Annotated in this window: 14 protein-coding genes; 8 read left to right on the forward strand and 6 right to left on the reverse strand. The window is 74.6% G+C overall.

The genetic code is table 11. From position 1 onward, the window contains the following. Positions 1–210 precede the first annotated feature (210 nt). From Q8791_RS13495 to Q8791_RS13510, 4 genes are all read left to right on the forward strand, one after another. Complete coding sequence (locus Q8791_RS13495) at positions 211–996, forward strand: LamB/YcsF family protein (RefSeq protein WP_330092018.1); 786 nt, start codon at positions 211–213, stop codon at positions 994–996. Positions 997–1,102: 106 nt separating this feature from the next. Beyond that, on the forward strand, positions 1,103–1,744 hold the full coding sequence (locus tag Q8791_RS13500; protein WP_330092019.1) for a 5-oxoprolinase subunit B family protein: 642 nt from the start codon (positions 1,103–1,105) through the stop codon (positions 1,742–1,744). Next, positions 1,741–2,601, forward strand: coding sequence for a 5-oxoprolinase subunit C family protein (locus Q8791_RS13505; protein ID WP_330092020.1), 861 nt, complete (start codon positions 1,741–1,743; stop codon positions 2,599–2,601). The genes Q8791_RS13500 and Q8791_RS13505 overlap by 4 nt, the downstream gene beginning before the upstream one ends. Before the next feature lie 58 nt (positions 2,602–2,659). Further along, the gene (locus tag Q8791_RS13510; RefSeq protein ID WP_330092021.1) at positions 2,660–3,442 is read left to right on the forward strand and encodes a putative hydro-lyase; all 783 of its coding nucleotides are present in this window, start codon (positions 2,660–2,662) and stop codon (positions 3,440–3,442) included. A 237-nt stretch (positions 3,443–3,679) separates the two neighbouring features. Here Q8791_RS13510 and Q8791_RS13515 read toward each other — a convergent pair whose 3' ends face one another. The 3 genes from Q8791_RS13515 to dctA all read right to left on the reverse strand — a co-directional run bounded on the left by Q8791_RS13515 (position 3,680) and on the right by dctA (position 7,570). Continuing rightward, positions 3,680–5,113, reverse strand: coding sequence for a vWA domain-containing protein (locus tag Q8791_RS13515; RefSeq protein ID WP_330092022.1), 1,434 nt, complete (start codon positions 5,111–5,113; stop codon positions 3,680–3,682). A gap of 96 nt (positions 5,114–5,209) precedes the next feature. Continuing rightward, the gene (locus tag Q8791_RS13520) at positions 5,210–5,818 is read right to left on the reverse strand and encodes a hypothetical protein (protein ID WP_330092023.1); all 609 of its coding nucleotides are present in this window, start codon (positions 5,816–5,818) and stop codon (positions 5,210–5,212) included. A gap of 270 nt (positions 5,819–6,088) precedes the next feature. Continuing rightward, positions 6,089–7,570, reverse strand: a complete 1,482-nt coding sequence (gene dctA, locus Q8791_RS13525) for a C4-dicarboxylate transporter DctA (protein ID WP_330092024.1) — start codon at positions 7,568–7,570, stop codon at positions 6,089–6,091. Between the two features lie 369 nt (positions 7,571–7,939). Between dctA and Q8791_RS13530 the strand changes: the two genes are divergently transcribed. The 4 genes from Q8791_RS13530 (at position 7,940) to Q8791_RS13545 (ending at position 12,516) form a co-directional block, all read left to right on the forward strand. After that, entirely contained in the window at positions 7,940–8,335 is a 396-nt protein-coding gene (locus Q8791_RS13530) for a GNAT family N-acetyltransferase (RefSeq protein ID WP_330092025.1), read from the forward strand. Positions 8,336–8,957: 622 nt separating this feature from the next. Next, a complete protein-coding gene (locus tag Q8791_RS13535; protein ID WP_330092026.1) occupies positions 8,958–9,746 on the forward strand; it encodes a class I SAM-dependent methyltransferase in 789 nt (262 codons plus the stop codon). 144 nt (positions 9,747–9,890) lie between these two features. Beyond that, on the forward strand, positions 9,891–10,373 hold the full coding sequence (locus tag Q8791_RS13540) for a DUF1269 domain-containing protein (RefSeq protein WP_330092027.1): 483 nt from the start codon (positions 9,891–9,893) through the stop codon (positions 10,371–10,373). Between the two features lie 268 nt (positions 10,374–10,641). Then, positions 10,642–12,516: an alkyl/aryl-sulfatase gene (locus tag Q8791_RS13545; protein WP_330092028.1), complete on the forward strand. Its 1,875-nt coding sequence runs from the start codon at positions 10,642–10,644 to the stop codon at positions 12,514–12,516. A 125-nt stretch (positions 12,517–12,641) separates the two neighbouring features. Here Q8791_RS13545 and Q8791_RS13550 read toward each other — a convergent pair whose 3' ends face one another. From Q8791_RS13550 to Q8791_RS13560, 3 genes are all read right to left on the reverse strand, one after another. Beyond that, positions 12,642–13,562 (reverse strand): GlxA family transcriptional regulator, encoded by a 921-nt coding sequence (locus Q8791_RS13550; protein ID WP_330092029.1) that lies wholly within the window; start codon positions 13,560–13,562, stop codon positions 12,642–12,644. A gap of 12 nt (positions 13,563–13,574) precedes the next feature. Continuing rightward, positions 13,575–14,156 carry a cysteine hydrolase family protein gene (locus Q8791_RS13555; RefSeq protein WP_330092030.1) on the reverse strand — a complete coding sequence of 194 codons (582 nt, stop codon included), beginning with the start codon at positions 14,154–14,156 and terminating at the stop codon, positions 13,575–13,577. A gap of 104 nt (positions 14,157–14,260) precedes the next feature. Further along, a complete protein-coding gene (locus Q8791_RS13560; protein ID WP_330092031.1) occupies positions 14,261–14,719 on the reverse strand; it encodes a GNAT family N-acetyltransferase in 459 nt (152 codons plus the stop codon). Positions 14,720–14,794: the final 75 nt, after the last annotated feature.

Genomic DNA, 14,794 nt, shown 5'->3' on the forward strand with positions numbered 1-14,794 from the left:
GGGGCGCGGCGCGGCGACGACCCCGCCGCGCTCTCCGTTCCAACCCCCGCCCCGCACGGTCCGGGACGCGTGGACCGTGCGGGGTAGGAGCCCTGTGAGGGCCCAGCACAGTACGACAGTGCCGAGGGGAGCGGACGGGCTGCGGGGACGCGGAGGCGCGCCCGCCCCGGACGCCCCGGCAGGCACGAAGATGAACGAGGAGCACCGACGTTGCGCATCGACCTCAACTCCGACCTCGGCGAGAGCTTCGGCCGCTGGGAACTCGGTGACGACCGGGCCCTGCTGTCCGTCGTCACCAGCGCCAACGTCGCCTGCGGGTTCCACGCGGGCGACCCGAGCGTGCTGCGCCGCACCACGGCGGACGCCAAGGAGCGCGGCGTGGCCGTCGGCGCCCACGTCGGCTACCGCGACCTCGCCGGGTTCGGCCGCCGCTTCCTCGACGTCCCGCCCGCGGACCTCACCAACGAGGTCGTCTACCAGCTGGGGGCCCTGGCCGCCTTCACCCGGCTGGCCGACGACCGCATCCGCTACGTCAAACCGCACGGCGCCCTCTACAACACGATCGTGCACCACGAGCAGCAGGCCGCCGCGGTCGTCGAGGCCGTCCGCGCCTTCGACCCCGACCTGCCCGTGCTCGGCCTGCCCGGTTCCCGGTTCCTCGCCCTGGCGGAGCAGGCAGGGCTGCGCACCTACCGTGAGGCGTTCGCGGACCGCGCGTACACCCCCGACGGCGTCCTGGTCTCCCGTCGCGAACCCGGAGCGGTGCTCCACGACCCCGCGGCGATCGCCGAGCGCTGCCTGCGCATCGCCCAGGGGCTGCCTGTCGAGGCGGTCGACGGGACGGAGATCGTCATCGAGGCCGACTCCCTGTGCGTCCACGGTGACAGCCCCGGCGCGGTGGACATCGCCCGCGCCGTCGCCGAGCGGCTGCGCGCCGCCGGCGTCGCCATCGCACCGTTCGCCCAGGAGGCTCCGGCCGCCCGGGGGAACGCGTGACCGTTCCCGCACGGGGAGGTGCGCGCGCGGGGGCGTGCGCACCTCCCCCTGCGGAGACGCCCTGCCGCCGCAGGCAGGGTCGCCACCACCAGGTTGAGGAGTCTTGTTGCGTGTCCTGAAGTGTGCCGACAGCGGTGTGCTGGTGGAGGTCGAGGACCTGGCCGCGGTCATGGCCCTGCGCTCCGCGCTGGAGGCTCACCCCGTCCCCGGGGTCACCGACGTCGTCCCGGCAGCCCGCACCCTGCTGCTGCGGATCGAACCCGGTACGCCCCCGGAGGGGGTCGCGGCGGCCGTCGGCGCCCTGTCCCCCGCCTCTGGCGGGGAGCAGGCCTCCGGGGACACCGTCACCATCCCGGTCGTCTACGACGGTGAGGACCTCGACGACGTCGCGGAGCTGACCGGCCTCACCCGTGAGGGCCTGGTCCGGGCGCACACCTCCGCCACCTGGACGGTCGCCTTCTGCGGGTTCGCGCCCGGGTTCGGCTACATGGTCGGCGACGACCCGCGCCTGCACGTCCCCCGCCGGAGCGAGGCCCGCACCCGGGTCCCGGCCGGCTCGGTCGCGCTCGCCGGGGAGTTCGCCGGCGTCTACCCGCGGAGCTCCCCGGGCGGCTGGCAGCTGCTCGGCCGGACCGAGGCCAGGATCTGGGACCTGGACCGCGAACCGCCCGGCCTGCTGCGCCCCGGAGTCCGCGTGCGCTTCACGGACGCGGGCGCCGACGCGCGGACGGGGGTGACGGCGTCATGAGTTCCCTCGAGATCATCGCGACCGGCCCCCTGACCACGGTCCAGGACGCGGGCCGGTTCGGGCACGCCGACCTGGGGGTGGGTCGCTCCGGAGCGGCGGACGCCGCCTCCTACGCCCTCGCCAACAGACTGCTCGCCAACCCCGCGGGATCCGCCGCCCTGGAGGCCACCCTGGGCGGGCTGCGCGTGCGCGCCCGCGGGGCGGTCACCGTCGCCGTGACCGGAGCCGAGGCGCCGGTGGAGGTGGACGGGCGCGGCGCCGCCGCGAACACGGTCCTGCACCTGCCGGACGGAGCGGAGCTCACCCTCGGCATGCCCGTCCGCGGCCTGCGCACCTACCTGGGAGTGCGCGGCGGCGTCGACGTCACGCCGGTCCTCGGGTCGCGCAGCACCGACGTGCTCGCCGGACTCGGCCCGGAGGTGCCCGCGGTGGGAGCGGTGCTGCCGGTGGGCCCGGCGCCCTCCGGCTTCCCCGCCGTCGACCAGGCCCCCGTGGCGCCCGTCGGCGGGCCCGAGGCCACGCTCAGGGTCGAGCTGGGTCCGCGCGAGGACTGGTTCACCGACGAGGCGATCACCACGCTCCTCAACGGCGAGTACGAGGTGACCTCCCGCAGCGACAGGGTGGGGGCCCGGCTCTCCGGCCCCGTCCTCGAACGCGCGCCGTCCCGGTCCGGAGAGCTCCCGAGCGAGGGCATGGTCGTGGGCTCCCTCCAGGTGCCGCCGGGCGGCGAGCCCGTGCTGTTCCTCGCCGACCACCCCGTCACGGGCGGCTACCCGGTGGTGGCCGTCGTGCGCACGGCGGACCTGCCCAAGGCCGCGCAGGCCCGCCCCGGCAGCCGGATCCGGTTCGCCCTGTGAGGCGGAGCGGGGCCCGGACGGCAGGCCCCCCACAGGTCAGAACGAGAGGCAGGAGACCATGACCTCACCGGCGGAACTCTCCCCGAGCCAGGCCCGCGCGCTGTTCCGCGCGGGGCTGAAGGTGCCGACCTCCGGGTACAGCCCGGGCTACGCACAGGCCAACCTCATCGCACTCCCGCAGGAGGCCGCGTTCGACTTCCTGCTGTTCGCGCAGCGCAACCCGAAGTCCTGTCCGATCCTCGACGTCACCGAGCCGGGCCGGGTCGACGCGTCGGTGTTCGGCGGCGACCTGCGCACCGACCTGCCCGCCTACCGGGTGTACCGGGACGGGGCGATGGTGGAGGAGCGCACCGACGTCACCGACCTGTGGCGGGACGACCTGGTGGCCTTCCTCATCGGGTGCAGCTTCACGTTCGAGACGCCGCTCCTGGAGGCCGGGGTGCCGGTCCGCCACATCGAGGCGGGCAGCAACGTCGCCATGTACGCGACCAACCGGGAGTGCCGTCCGGCGGGCCGGTTCCGGGGGCCGCTCGTCGTGTCCATGCGGCCGATCCCCGCCCACCAGGTCGCGGACGCGGTGCGCGTCACCTCGCGCTACCCGGCGGTGCACGGCGCCCCGGTCCACGTGGGGGACCCGGCGGCACTGGGGATCACGGACCTGGACAGGCCCGACTACGGTGACGCGGTCGAGGTGCGGCCGGGCGAGATCCCCGTCTTCTGGGCGTGCGGTGTGACCCCGCAGGCGGCCGTGACCGCCTCCGCGCCGGAGTTCGCGATCGGCCACGCGCCCGGCCACATGGCCATCACCGACGTCCGGGACTCCTCCTACCAGGTTCCCTGACCCGCGCCCGTGCAGACCCGGCCCTCCCAGGGGCCAGGGCGCCCCGGGAGGACCGTGCCCCCGAGGGCGGGCGCCGGGGCCTCCGGAGGCCCCGGCACCGTGAGGGGCCCGGGTGCGAAGGGGCGCAGGCGGAGTGGCCGGCCCTGCCCCGGGGCAGGACCGGAACGACGGGGCGGCGCCCCCACACGACCGGTGAGGCGCCAGCCCGCCCACCCGGCACGCGCGGTCCCGGGCGGCTCAGCCGTGCCGGGGCGGTTCCGTGTCCTGGGGCGGTCCGGCCGCGGCGCCGGGCCCGCGCCCACCGGCAGCGGGGGGCGCGGGGTCGGGGGCGGGACGGCCCCGGTCGGTCTGCTCCCCGCGGATGACGCCGTCGCGCCCGGATGCGTCGGCGGGGGCCTGCCCGCGCCCCCGCTTGCGGGAGTAGCCGGACTGGCTCGCGTAGAGGGTCTTGGACGTGCGCGACGCGTCGTCGGTGCGCGCCCTCTCCGCCATCAGCCCCAGTTCGGCGGACTGCGCCGCCACCTCGGGAGGAGCGGGCGCCCCGTAGCCCGCGGGGCCGCCCGAGCCCGCGGGACCGCCGAGGTCCCGGCGGGCGCGGTCGAGGATGTCGGCGGCGGTGTCCCGGTCGCCCCGGCGCAGGGCCTCCCCGGCCTCCCGCTTGGCGGTCTGCGCACGTTGGAGCGACTCCTCGGTGCGGACCTCGGGCCTGGGCACCCTCGACGCCGCCTGCTCGCCCGGTACCACGTTGACGGTGACCGGCAGGGTCGCGGTGTACGTGGTCAGGGTCGCAGGGTCCACGTAGGTGGCCTCCAGCGCGGTGACCGTGACGGTGCCCAGGGAGGACAGTCCCGGAACCTCCAGGCGCAGGAGGAGGCGCCGGCTCTCGCCGGAGTGGAAGTCGCCGAACTCGACCACGACCGACCCGTCGGGCAACCGGTGGGACGGCATCTCGCCGACGACGCCGACGGCCCTCAGGCGGGGGCCGACCGGTATCCGCAGGGACACCGCCTGCGCGGTCTTGGCCAGGAGGTACTCGGCCTCCTGGGCGATGAGGCCGCCCGCCGTGTCGGGGTCCTCCGCGAAGAGCGCGCTGCCGGCGCCGCCGTCGGCGACCGCCCCGAGCAGCGCCTCGTCGAAACCGAGCCCGTAGCCCAGCGTCGTGGTGGTCACCCCGTGGGCGTAGGCGTCGCTCGCGACCTGTTGGAGCAGGTCGTGCGCGGTGACCCCCTGGTTGGCGTGCCCGTCGGAGATCAGCAGGAGCGTGGCGCCCCGGTCGCCGCCCGCCCTGCGGGCCTCCTGGACGCCGCGCAGCAGGCCGCTGGACAGGTCGGTGCCGCCTCCCGCGCGCAGGGCGCGGATGCGGCGGCGCGTCTCCGCCCGGTCGGTGAGGGGGCCGGCCGGGATCTCGACGCGGGCCTGTTCGTTGAAGGAGACCACGCCGAAGTTGTCGGAGGGCGCGAGCCGGTCCACGAGGCCGAGCAGCGCGCGGACCGCGCCGTCCAGGCGGCTGCCGCCCATGGAGCCGCTCCGGTCCAGGACGACCTGCAACGTGGCCGGCGGGCGCGCGGTGTCCTCCTCGCGTTCCGGGGCGGTGACGTCGAGGAGGACGGACACGGCGTCGTCGGTGTCCAGGGGGACGGCGTCGAAGTCCAGCAGGGCGGACAGGTGCATGCGGTCTCCCGGGGGGTGCGGTGGCGTCTCCAGCCTAGGCACGGGGTCCGACGTTCCGCAGGAGGTCACCGGGCGGGGAGGGCCGGCCGCTCCGGGTCAGAAGCCGCGCAGCCCCAGGCGCCGCAGCTCCAGGTCGGCCAGGGCGCCGACGGCCTCCCTGTCGTCGGCGTGCCACGCACCCGCGGGGTCCCCGTGCACGCCGACGAGCTTCGAGGGCGCCACCGACGACAGGGCGCGCAGGGCCAGGAGCCGTGAGCGCGCCTCCGGGGCGAGTGCGCGCAGCCGCCGGGTGGCGTTGGCCTGGTGCACCCAGCGGACCCGGGCGGGCAGCCACGTCGCGGCGATCAGCAGCAACGGGAGCGAGGCGGTGAGAAGCGGAAGGGTCAGCGCCAGCGAGGCCACGGACTCCCGGAAGGCGTCGCCCGCGGACGTCAGGGACTCCCCGGTCTCGCTCATGCCGCTGAACGGGGTGGCCAGCGCCTCCCCGGCGACGGGCACCCTCCGGGCCTGTTCCGCGGCGTTGGTCATGTGCTCGCTGAACCCCTGGCCGGTGCTCTCCAGCAGTTCCCCCGGACGGTCCAGGGTCAGGACGGTCTCGCGGAGCGACAGGGCCGCCCGGACCCACACGTAGATCCAGACCAGGGCGAGCACGTCCGAGGCGATCTGGACGAGCGCGCGCACGGGGTGTTCGGCGTAGAGCTTCACGGGGACTCCCGGGGGGTAGGCGTGGTCGTGGGTCCCGGACCCACGGTTGCGCGTTACCCGTTCCCGGGCCTGTTCGCACCGCCTCGCACGGGTTCCTTGGCGGCGCACGCACGGCACGCCGCCCCGGACACGGGTCCGCCCCGGGCGGGACCCGTGTTCACGGGGTCCCGCCCGGGGCGGTGGGAGACGGTGTCGGAGCGAGGGCTGGGAGGCGCTGCGACACCGCGCGCGGGCCGGTTGCGGTCCCGGGAGGGCCGGCCCGCTCTGTGGTCAGCTGCCCTTGACCTCGGCGGGCGTCCGGTCGCCGCCCTCGGAGGCGTCGGCTGCACCGTCGGCCGCGGCGTCGGCGGTCCCGTTCGCCGGGGCGCCCTCCGGGCTCTGGGCCGCGGGGCCGTCCTCGTCCTTCTCGTAGCTCATGAGGGCGTCCATGTCGATGGAGTTGGGGTTGTCCAGGACCTCCCGCAGCCGCTCGCGGTCGAGCGTGCCGGTCCAGCGACCCATGACCAGCGTGCCCACGGCGTTGCCGGTCAGGTTGGTCAGGGCCCGGGCCTCGGACATGAACCGGTCGATGCCGACGATGAGCGCGATACCCGCCAGGGGGATGACGTCACCGAAGGCCGCGAGCGAGGCCGCCAGGGTGACCAGGCCCGCGCCGCTGACTCCGGCGGCGCCGTTGCTGGAGATCACCATGAACACGAGAAGGCCGATCTGGGTCCAGACCGAGATCTCGGACCCCGTGGCCTGGGCGATGAAGATGGCGCCCATGGCCATGTAGATGGCGGTGCCGTCGAGGTTGAACGAGTAGCCCGTCGGGATGGTGAGGCCCACCGTCGACTTCCGGACGCCCGCGGCCTCCATCTTGACCATCATGCGGGGCAGGACCGACTCGCTGGACGAGGTGCCGAGCACGATCAGGAGCTCGTCGCGGATCAGCCGGATCATCTTGAAGAGGCTGAAGCCCGCCACACGGGCGATGAGGCCGAGCACGACCACGATGAACACGACGCAGGTGATGTAGAAGCTGAGCATGAAGAAGGCGAGGCTGCCCAGGACCTTGCTGCCGTGCTCGCCGATGGTGAAGGCCATGCCGCCGAAGGCGCCGATGGGCGCGGTGAACATGACGATCTTGATGACGCCGAACATGATGTGCGACATCGTGTCCAGCGCGCGGACGGCGGGCTCGCCGCGTCGGCCGAGCATGGTGAGGGCACAGGCCACGAGGACGGCCAGGAGCAGCACCTGGAGCAGCTGGCCGTCGACGAAGGCGGAGAAGAAGGAGTCCGGGACGATCTGCATGAGGAAGCCGGACACGCCGGTCTCGGTCCCCTCGACCGCGGCGATGGTGTCCGCGGCGTCGGCCTCGTCGAAGGACATGTTGAGCCCGACGCCCGGCTGCATGATGTTCACGGTGATCAGGCCGAGGGCCAGGGCGACGATCGTCGTGGCCGTGAAGTAGACCATGGTGCGCATCGCCAGGCCGCCCGCCTTGGCGAGGTTGCCCATGCCGGCGATGCCGACGGCGACCGTACAGAAGATGGTCGGGGCGATGACGACCTTGACGAGGGCGATGAACAGGTCGGCGAGCCAGCGCATCCCGGCGGCCTGGGCCGGGAAGAGCAGACCGACGGCGATGCCCAGGGCGATACCGACGAGCACCCAGAAGTACAGGTGCCGGTAGATGGGCTTCTTGGGCTGGGCCGGTGCCGTGTCGGCGCCCGGCCCTGCTTTGGCGGCGCGTCCGAAACTCGGCATGGCCTCTCCTTCAGGGTCCTGTGTGGCGGGTCACAGGAACCTTCGCCGAGGGTGTGTTCAACGGCCAAGTCACGAGGGGGAAACTTAAGATTTACCTGACATTCGATCACCCTGTGTCGCATTCCGTGACACGGCGGTGAACATTCCGTGTCCTGGGCGGGTCGACCACCGGGGCGCGGTCGGCTCAGCACCCGTTCGCCGACCGGTCCGCGCTCGGCTCACCTGCGGCAACGCCCGGTGGTTGGTGACGGAGGGTGACGCAGGCAACAGGCGTCCGGACGCCGGCGGTTCCTCGCCGGCCGGCGTACGTCACGCGGGCGCTCCCCGGTCCTCCCCGGGGCGTGACCGCCGACCGCTACGATCGCGCGGATGACCGTGGAACACACCTGGCGGGGCGGTTTCGACAACGCGGAGCTCAACGCGCTCCACGCCCGGGGGTTCGGGTACGAGCCCGGTGACGCGGACGTGTGGGGGCGCGTCAACGACCACAGCCTGGGATGGGTGTGCGCCCGCCTGGGAGGCGAGCTCGTCGGCTTCGTCAACGTGGTCTGGGACGGGGGCGTCCACGCGTTCGTCCTGGACACCGTGACCGACCCGCGCCACCGGCGGGCCGGGATCGGCACCGCGCTGGTGCGCCTCGCCGCGGAGCGGGCGCGGGGGGCCGGATGCCGGTGGCTGCACGTGGACTTCGAGGCGCACCTGGACGCGTTCTACCTCCGGGCGTGCGGGTTCGCCCCTACCCGGGCGGGACTCATCGCCCTCTGAACCCGCAGGGGCCGGGACCGGTCACCCGGCCCCGGCACCCCGCCGACGGCCTGCCCGCGCACCTGGCGGCCGACCGGCGCCGCGGCCCCGCACGCGCCCGGCCGACCGGTCTCGGCGGGTGTCCGTCCTCCACCGGGAGAAGCGCCGCTCCAGGGTGAGGAGGGCGCAGAGCGGCCACGCCACCGCCACCGCGACGACGAACCCGGTCAGCGCCCGGGGCAGGCTCGCGGACACGTGGGCCACAGCTGCCCGCTTCCCGCGAGATCCCAGGCCGCGGCGAGCACCTGGGTCAGCGGTGGCAGGAACACCCGGTCCACCGGGCCGAGGCGGGGCGCGCACTCCCGCAGGAGCAGGAACGCCCCGATGGCGGCGGACCGCTTGAACCACAGCCAGGCGGTCGCCCGGGCGACGCGTTCCGCGCCCGTCGGCGCCGCGACGGGTTCCCGGGGCCCTGTCCCGGGGCGAGCCGGGCCGGTCCGGGCACCGGGGGCTCCGTCAAGGTGAGGGCGTCCGCCTGGCGGTGCCGTGGGCCGGTACGGCCGATCGCCGCGCGGGAGACCGGGCCGTCCAGGGGCGGCCCTGTTAGCTTGCGGGCAGGGAACACAGGACAGAGAGGACCCCCGTGGACGACAGGACCCAGGCGTTCGACCAGCTCACCGAGGACTACCGCCGCTTCCGTCCCGACTACCCCGCCCCCCTCCTCGAACGGCTCGGCGAGCACGTCCGCGCCGGGGACCGCGACTCCTGGCCGACCCCGTGGCTGATGCTCGACGTCGGCTCCGGAACCGGGATCTCCACCCGCGCCCTGCGCCGCGTGTTCGGCCCCGCGCCCCGCGTCGTCGGGGTCGAACCCGGCCGTGCCATGCGGGACACCGCCGAGGGCCACGACCGCGACGGCGTGGAGTTCGTCGGGGGCCGGGCCGAGGAGGTCCCCTTCCCGGACTCCTCCGCCGTCCTCGTGCTCGCCGCACAGGCAGTCCACTGGTTCGACCGGCCCGCGTTCTACGCGGAGGCCGCACGCCTGCTCGCCCCCGGCGGCACCGCCGCCGTCCTCAACAACGACCGCGACTGGACCGCGAGCGCGTTCGCCGACGCCTACGAGAACCTGCTGGAGGAGTACGGCGACGACTACCGGCGCGACTACAGGGCCTACGACACCGTCGGTGAGATGAACGCCGCCGACGGCCTGGGCGAGGCCACGGAGTCCACCGCGTCCTGGACGCGCTCACTCGGCCCCGAGGGGTTCGTCGGCACGGCCCTGTCCTCCAGCCGGATGGCCGCCGTGGTCCGCAACATCGGCGAGCCGCGCACCCGCGACGCCCTCGCCTCGCTCGTCACCGAGTACTTCCCCGACGGGAACGTACGCGTCCCCTACACCACCCGGCTCTACCTCGCCCGCAGGGAGGGCTGACCGGACGCCCGGCCCCCGACCGCGGTCGGGGACCGGCTTTGCCCCCCGTGTCACCACCGCTGGGTCTACCCAGACGCGGCACCGGGCAGGCTCCCGCCGATCGGGCCCACCGCGGGCCCCGACCGACGAGGGGCACGCACACCCATGGCTCAGCTGATCGTCCTCGGAGTGGCCGACCGCGACACCGCCGAGAAGGCCCTGGACATCGCCGCCGACCTGAGCAGGCAGCAGCTCCTCCAGTTGGAGGACGCCGCCTACGCCTACAAGGACGAGAAGGGCCGGCCGCGCATCCACCAGACCATCGGCACCACCGGGGTCGGCGCGCTCGGCGGCGCCCTGTGGGGCACCCTCATCGGGCTCGTCTTCCTCAACCCGCTCCTCGGCCTCGCCGTCGGCGCGGCCACCGGAGCCGTCGCCGGGAAGCTCACCGACGTGGGCATCGACGACGACATGATCAAGCAGATCGGCTCCCAGCTCGAACAGGGCCGTGCCGCCGTGTTCCTGCTGGCCGACTCCGCCACCGCGGACCGGGCGATCGAGGCCTTCGCACCGCTGCACCCCACGGTCATCCGGACCAACCTCACCCGTGAGAACGAGCGGGAGCTCGTCGAGGCCCTGCGCTCCTGACCCGGGCTCCCTCCGGCCGCCGCCGCGAGTCACCCGGCGGCGGCCGGAGGGAGCCCGGTGGAGCGGACGCTCCCGCGCGCCCTCCCCGCGGCCCGGTCCACGCGGCCGGGCGGTCCCGCCCCACCGTCCGCGGCGACCCCCCGGTCGTGCGCGCGTGCCGGGCGACCCGCGACCGTTCGCGAACCCGAAGGCGCCGTCCCGGCAGAGGACGCGGGGCGGACGACGGCGCACTGCCCGTACCCCGACCAAGATGCGACAAGGAGCAGTCATGACCACGACCAAGCCGAACCTGGAAGACGTCACCGACTTCGCGGACGCCGACCGGGGCCTCGTCGCCCGGCTCGAACCCGGCCGGATCAGGGACGATCGGGGCCGTGTGGTGTGGGACGCCGACGCCTACGCGTTCCTGGAGGAGGAGTGCCCGGACACCGCCGCCCCGAGCCTCTGGCGCCAGTCCCGGCTGTGCGCCCGCCAGGGCCTGTTCGAGGTGGTGGAGGGGATCTACCAGATCCGCGGGTTCGACCTGTCCAACATGACCCTCGTGGAGGGGGACACGGGCGTCATCGTCATCGACCCCCTCGTGTCGGCCGAGCCCGCCGCGGCGGGGCTGGACCTGTACCGCAGGCACCGGGGCGAACGTCCGGTCACCGGCGTGGTCTACACCCACTCCCACATCGACCACTTCGGCGGTGTCGGCGGCGTCACCGACGGCGACGTCCCGATCCTGGCCCCCGCGGGGTTCATGGAGAACGCGGTCGCGGAGAACGTCTACGCGGGCCCCGCGATGACCCGGCGCGGGCTCTTCCACACCGGTACGAACCTGGAGCGCGGCCCCGCGGGCCAGATCGGCGTCGGGCTCGGCCAGACCAACTCCACCGGCACCGTCACCCTCATCGCCCCCAACCGCGACATCACGCGCACCGGGCAGGAGGAGGCCGTCGACGGGGTGCGGTTCGTCTTCCAGATGACGCCGGGGACCGAGGCCCCCTCGGAGATGAACTTCCACCTCCCCGACCGCCGGGCCCTGTGCATGGCCGAGAACGCCACCCACACCCTCCACAACGTCCTGACCCTGCGCGGGGCGCCCGTCCGGGACGCCCGGGCCTGGTCGCGCTACCTCGACGAGGCCGTCGAACTGTTCGGCCGGGACTCCGACGTGCTCTTCGCGTCCCACCACTGGCCCACCTGGGGCGCCGAACGACTGGTGTCCTTCCTCTCCCAGCAGCGCGACATGTACGCCTACCTGCACGACCAGACCCTGCGCATGCTCAACAGCGGCTTCGTGGGAACGGAGATCGCCGAGCTGATCCAGATGCCCCCGGGCCTGGAGCGCGAGTGGCACACCCGCGGCTACTACGGATCGGTCAGCCACAACGTCAAGGCCGTCTACCAGCGGTACATGGGGTGGTTCGACGGCAACCCCGCCCACCTGTGGGAACACCCCCCGGCCGAGGAGGCCCGCCGCTACGTGGACTGCATGGGCGGCGTGGACGAGGTCGTGCGCAAGGCGGGCGAGTACCGCGACGCCGGAGACCTGCGCTTCGCCGCCACCCTGCTCGACCACGCGGTGTACGCCCGGCCCGACGACTCCGGCGCCAAGGCGGCCCTGGCCGGTGTGTACGAGGCACTCGGCCACGGGGCCGAGTGCGGCACCTGGCGCAACTTCTACCTCCAGGGCGCCGCGGAGCTGCGCGGCGGCGGGGCGGGCGAACCGCTGGCAGCGGGAGCGGGCATGGCCGCGGCCCTGACGGTCGAGCAGCTGTTCGACTCGCTCGCGATCAGGGTCGACGGGCCCCGGGCGTGGGAGGAGCGCTTCGCGATCGACTGGGACCTCACGGACCTGGGCGCCGTCGTGCGCACCACGATGTCCAACGGCGCACTCATCGTCCGGGAGGACCCCCGCGCGGGGGAGGCCGGCCTGCGGGTGACGCTCACCAGGCCCGAACTGCTCAGCCTCATCGGAGGAGGGGGCGGACACGGCCTCGCCACGTCGGGCGACGCGTCGCTGCTGGGGCGGCTGTTCGGTCTGCTGGAGGAGCCCGACCCGGTGTTCCCCGTCGTCACCCCCAGGAAGGCGGCGGACACCGGGGGGAGCAGGTCCGCGGCGCCGCGACCTCGCAGGGAGGGCGGGGACGGGGCCTGAGGGGACACTGCCGCGGAGGGCGCCGCGGTGGGCGGACGGCCCGGGCGGGTCCGCGCGGTGCACAGGGCCGATGCGGAAGGGGCGCGTGCCCCCCCCGGGCGGAGCGGGCCGAGGGCCGCGTCGGTTCAGAGGTCGGCGGCCCCCGGGCGCGACCGCAGGCGGCGCAGCATCCGGGCGTCCTGGAACCCGACCGCCCGGGCCGCCGCCTCCACGGTCTCCCCGGTGCCGATCAGGTGCTCGGCGCGCTCCACCCGCAACCGCTGCTGGTAGCGGAGCGGGGTGAGGCCGGTCGCCGCCACGAACGCGCGGGACAGGGTGCGCTCGCCGACCCCGGCGTCCGACGCGAGCTCGGAGAGGAGCAGGCGGTCCCCGAACCGCGCGTCGATGCGGTCCTGGACCCGGTGGACCGCGTCCACGAGGTGCCCGCGGTGCCGGAGCATGGCGCTGGCCTGGGGCTCGTCGCCGTTGCGGCGGGCGTAGACCACCATCTCCCGGGCGATCGAGGCCGCCGCGGAGGGTCCGTGCCACACGGTGACCAGGTACAGGGCCAGGTCGATGCCGCTGGCGATCCCCGCCGAGGTCACCACGTTGCCGTCCGGCACGTACAGGACGTCGGGTACGACCCTGGCGCGCGGCCACCGGCGGGCCAGGAGGTGCTGGAGGGCGTGATGGGTGGTGCAGGACCGGCCGTCCAGGAGTCCGGCCTCGCCGAGGGCGAAGGCGCCCGAGCACACGCTCGCCACGGTTCCGCCCGCCGCGTGGTGGGCTGCCAGGCCGGACGCCTGCCCCGGGGTGAGGACGCGGAGGGGGACCTCCCCGCCGGACCGCCAACCCGGAACGACCACCAGGTCGTCGGGGGAGGTGTCCGGCCAGGCGGTGCCGGCCCGCAGGGTGACGCCCTGGGCGGTCGGCACGTCCTCCCGCCCGGACACGTACCGGACCTCGTAGCCCAGGCCGAGGTCGGCGGCGGTGGAGAACACCTGCGCCGGGCCGGCCAGGTCCAGCAGGTGCAGTCCGGGGACGAGGAGGAAGACGACGGTGCGCACGATCCGGTCAGGCTACAGGGTCAGTTCCGCCACCGTGCGGACCCTGGCGAAACGGCCCTCCAGGGCGTAGACGGTACGGGCGACGACGGCGTCGGTCCCCAGGGTCAGCGGGTCGGCGAGGATCTCCGCGAGGGAGCGCCCCTCGGGGGATCCGGGAGCCTGGATGGGCTCGGTGGCCGTCGCGTCCACCGCGAGAACGACCTCGTACCCCAGGTCGGAGGCGGCGCGGACGGTGGTCTCGCAGCACTGCTCGGTACGGATACCGCAGACCACGAGTTCGGTGACGCCCCACCGGGTCAGGTGGCGTTGCAGACCGGGGCCGCCGAAGGCGCTGTGCACGACCTTGGTCAGGACAGGCTCCCCCTCCCGCGGCACCAGGCCGTCCAGCGGCTCCACGAAGCCGCGCGCGGGGTCGAACACGCTGCCGGTCCCGGGTTCGGTGTGCAGGACCCACACCACCCGGTCGCCCCGGCCGCGTGCGTGGTCCACCAGGGCGGCGATGCGCGAGCCGACGTCCGGCCGGGAGGACGCCTTCCAGCTTTCGCGCTGGAGGAAGGACTTCTGTGCGTCGACCACGACGAGTGCTCTTGTCATGGGTCGATGCTGGCAGTGCGGGACCGTTCGGGGCCAGGCACGATCCCGCCCGCCACCGGACCGATCCGGTCACGGGGTGCGTCGCCGCCGGGCCGGCGGCGCGGTCAGGTGAGCCGCTTCTTGAAGCCGACGTGGGAGGCGGTGTAGCCGAGTCGGCCGTAGAAGCGGTGCGCGTCGTCGCGGGCGGCGTCCGAGGTCAGCTGCAGCATCGCCGCCCCGCGTCCGCGCGCCTCCGACTCGGCCCAGGCCATCATCTCCGATCCCAGTCCGCTGCCGCGTTCGTCCGCGTGCACCCGCACAGCCTCCACCTGTGCGCGGGTGGCGCCGCGGTGGGAGAGGCCGGAGAGGAACGTGAGCTGGAGGGTTCCGACCACCCGCCCGTCGCGGCGCGCCACGGCGAGGAACTGGTGGGGGTCGGCGTCGATCACCTCGAACGCCGCGAGGTAGGGCTCCTGGTCGGCCGGGTCCTCGCGCCGGGCGCCGAGCACGTCGTCGGCGAGCAGGGCGACGATCGCCGCCACGTCCTCGGTGCGGGCACGGTCGATGGTGACGGCGGCGGGCATGCGCTCTCCTCGGAGGTCCAGGGGTCGTGGCGCCCCAACGTAGTGCAGGTCGGCGCGGCCTCTCCGGGCGGCCGA

It is taken from the genome of Nocardiopsis codii (genome assembly GCF_036327455.1).
Taxonomy (GTDB): Bacteria; Actinomycetota; Actinomycetes; order Streptosporangiales; family Streptosporangiaceae; genus Nocardiopsis; species Nocardiopsis codii.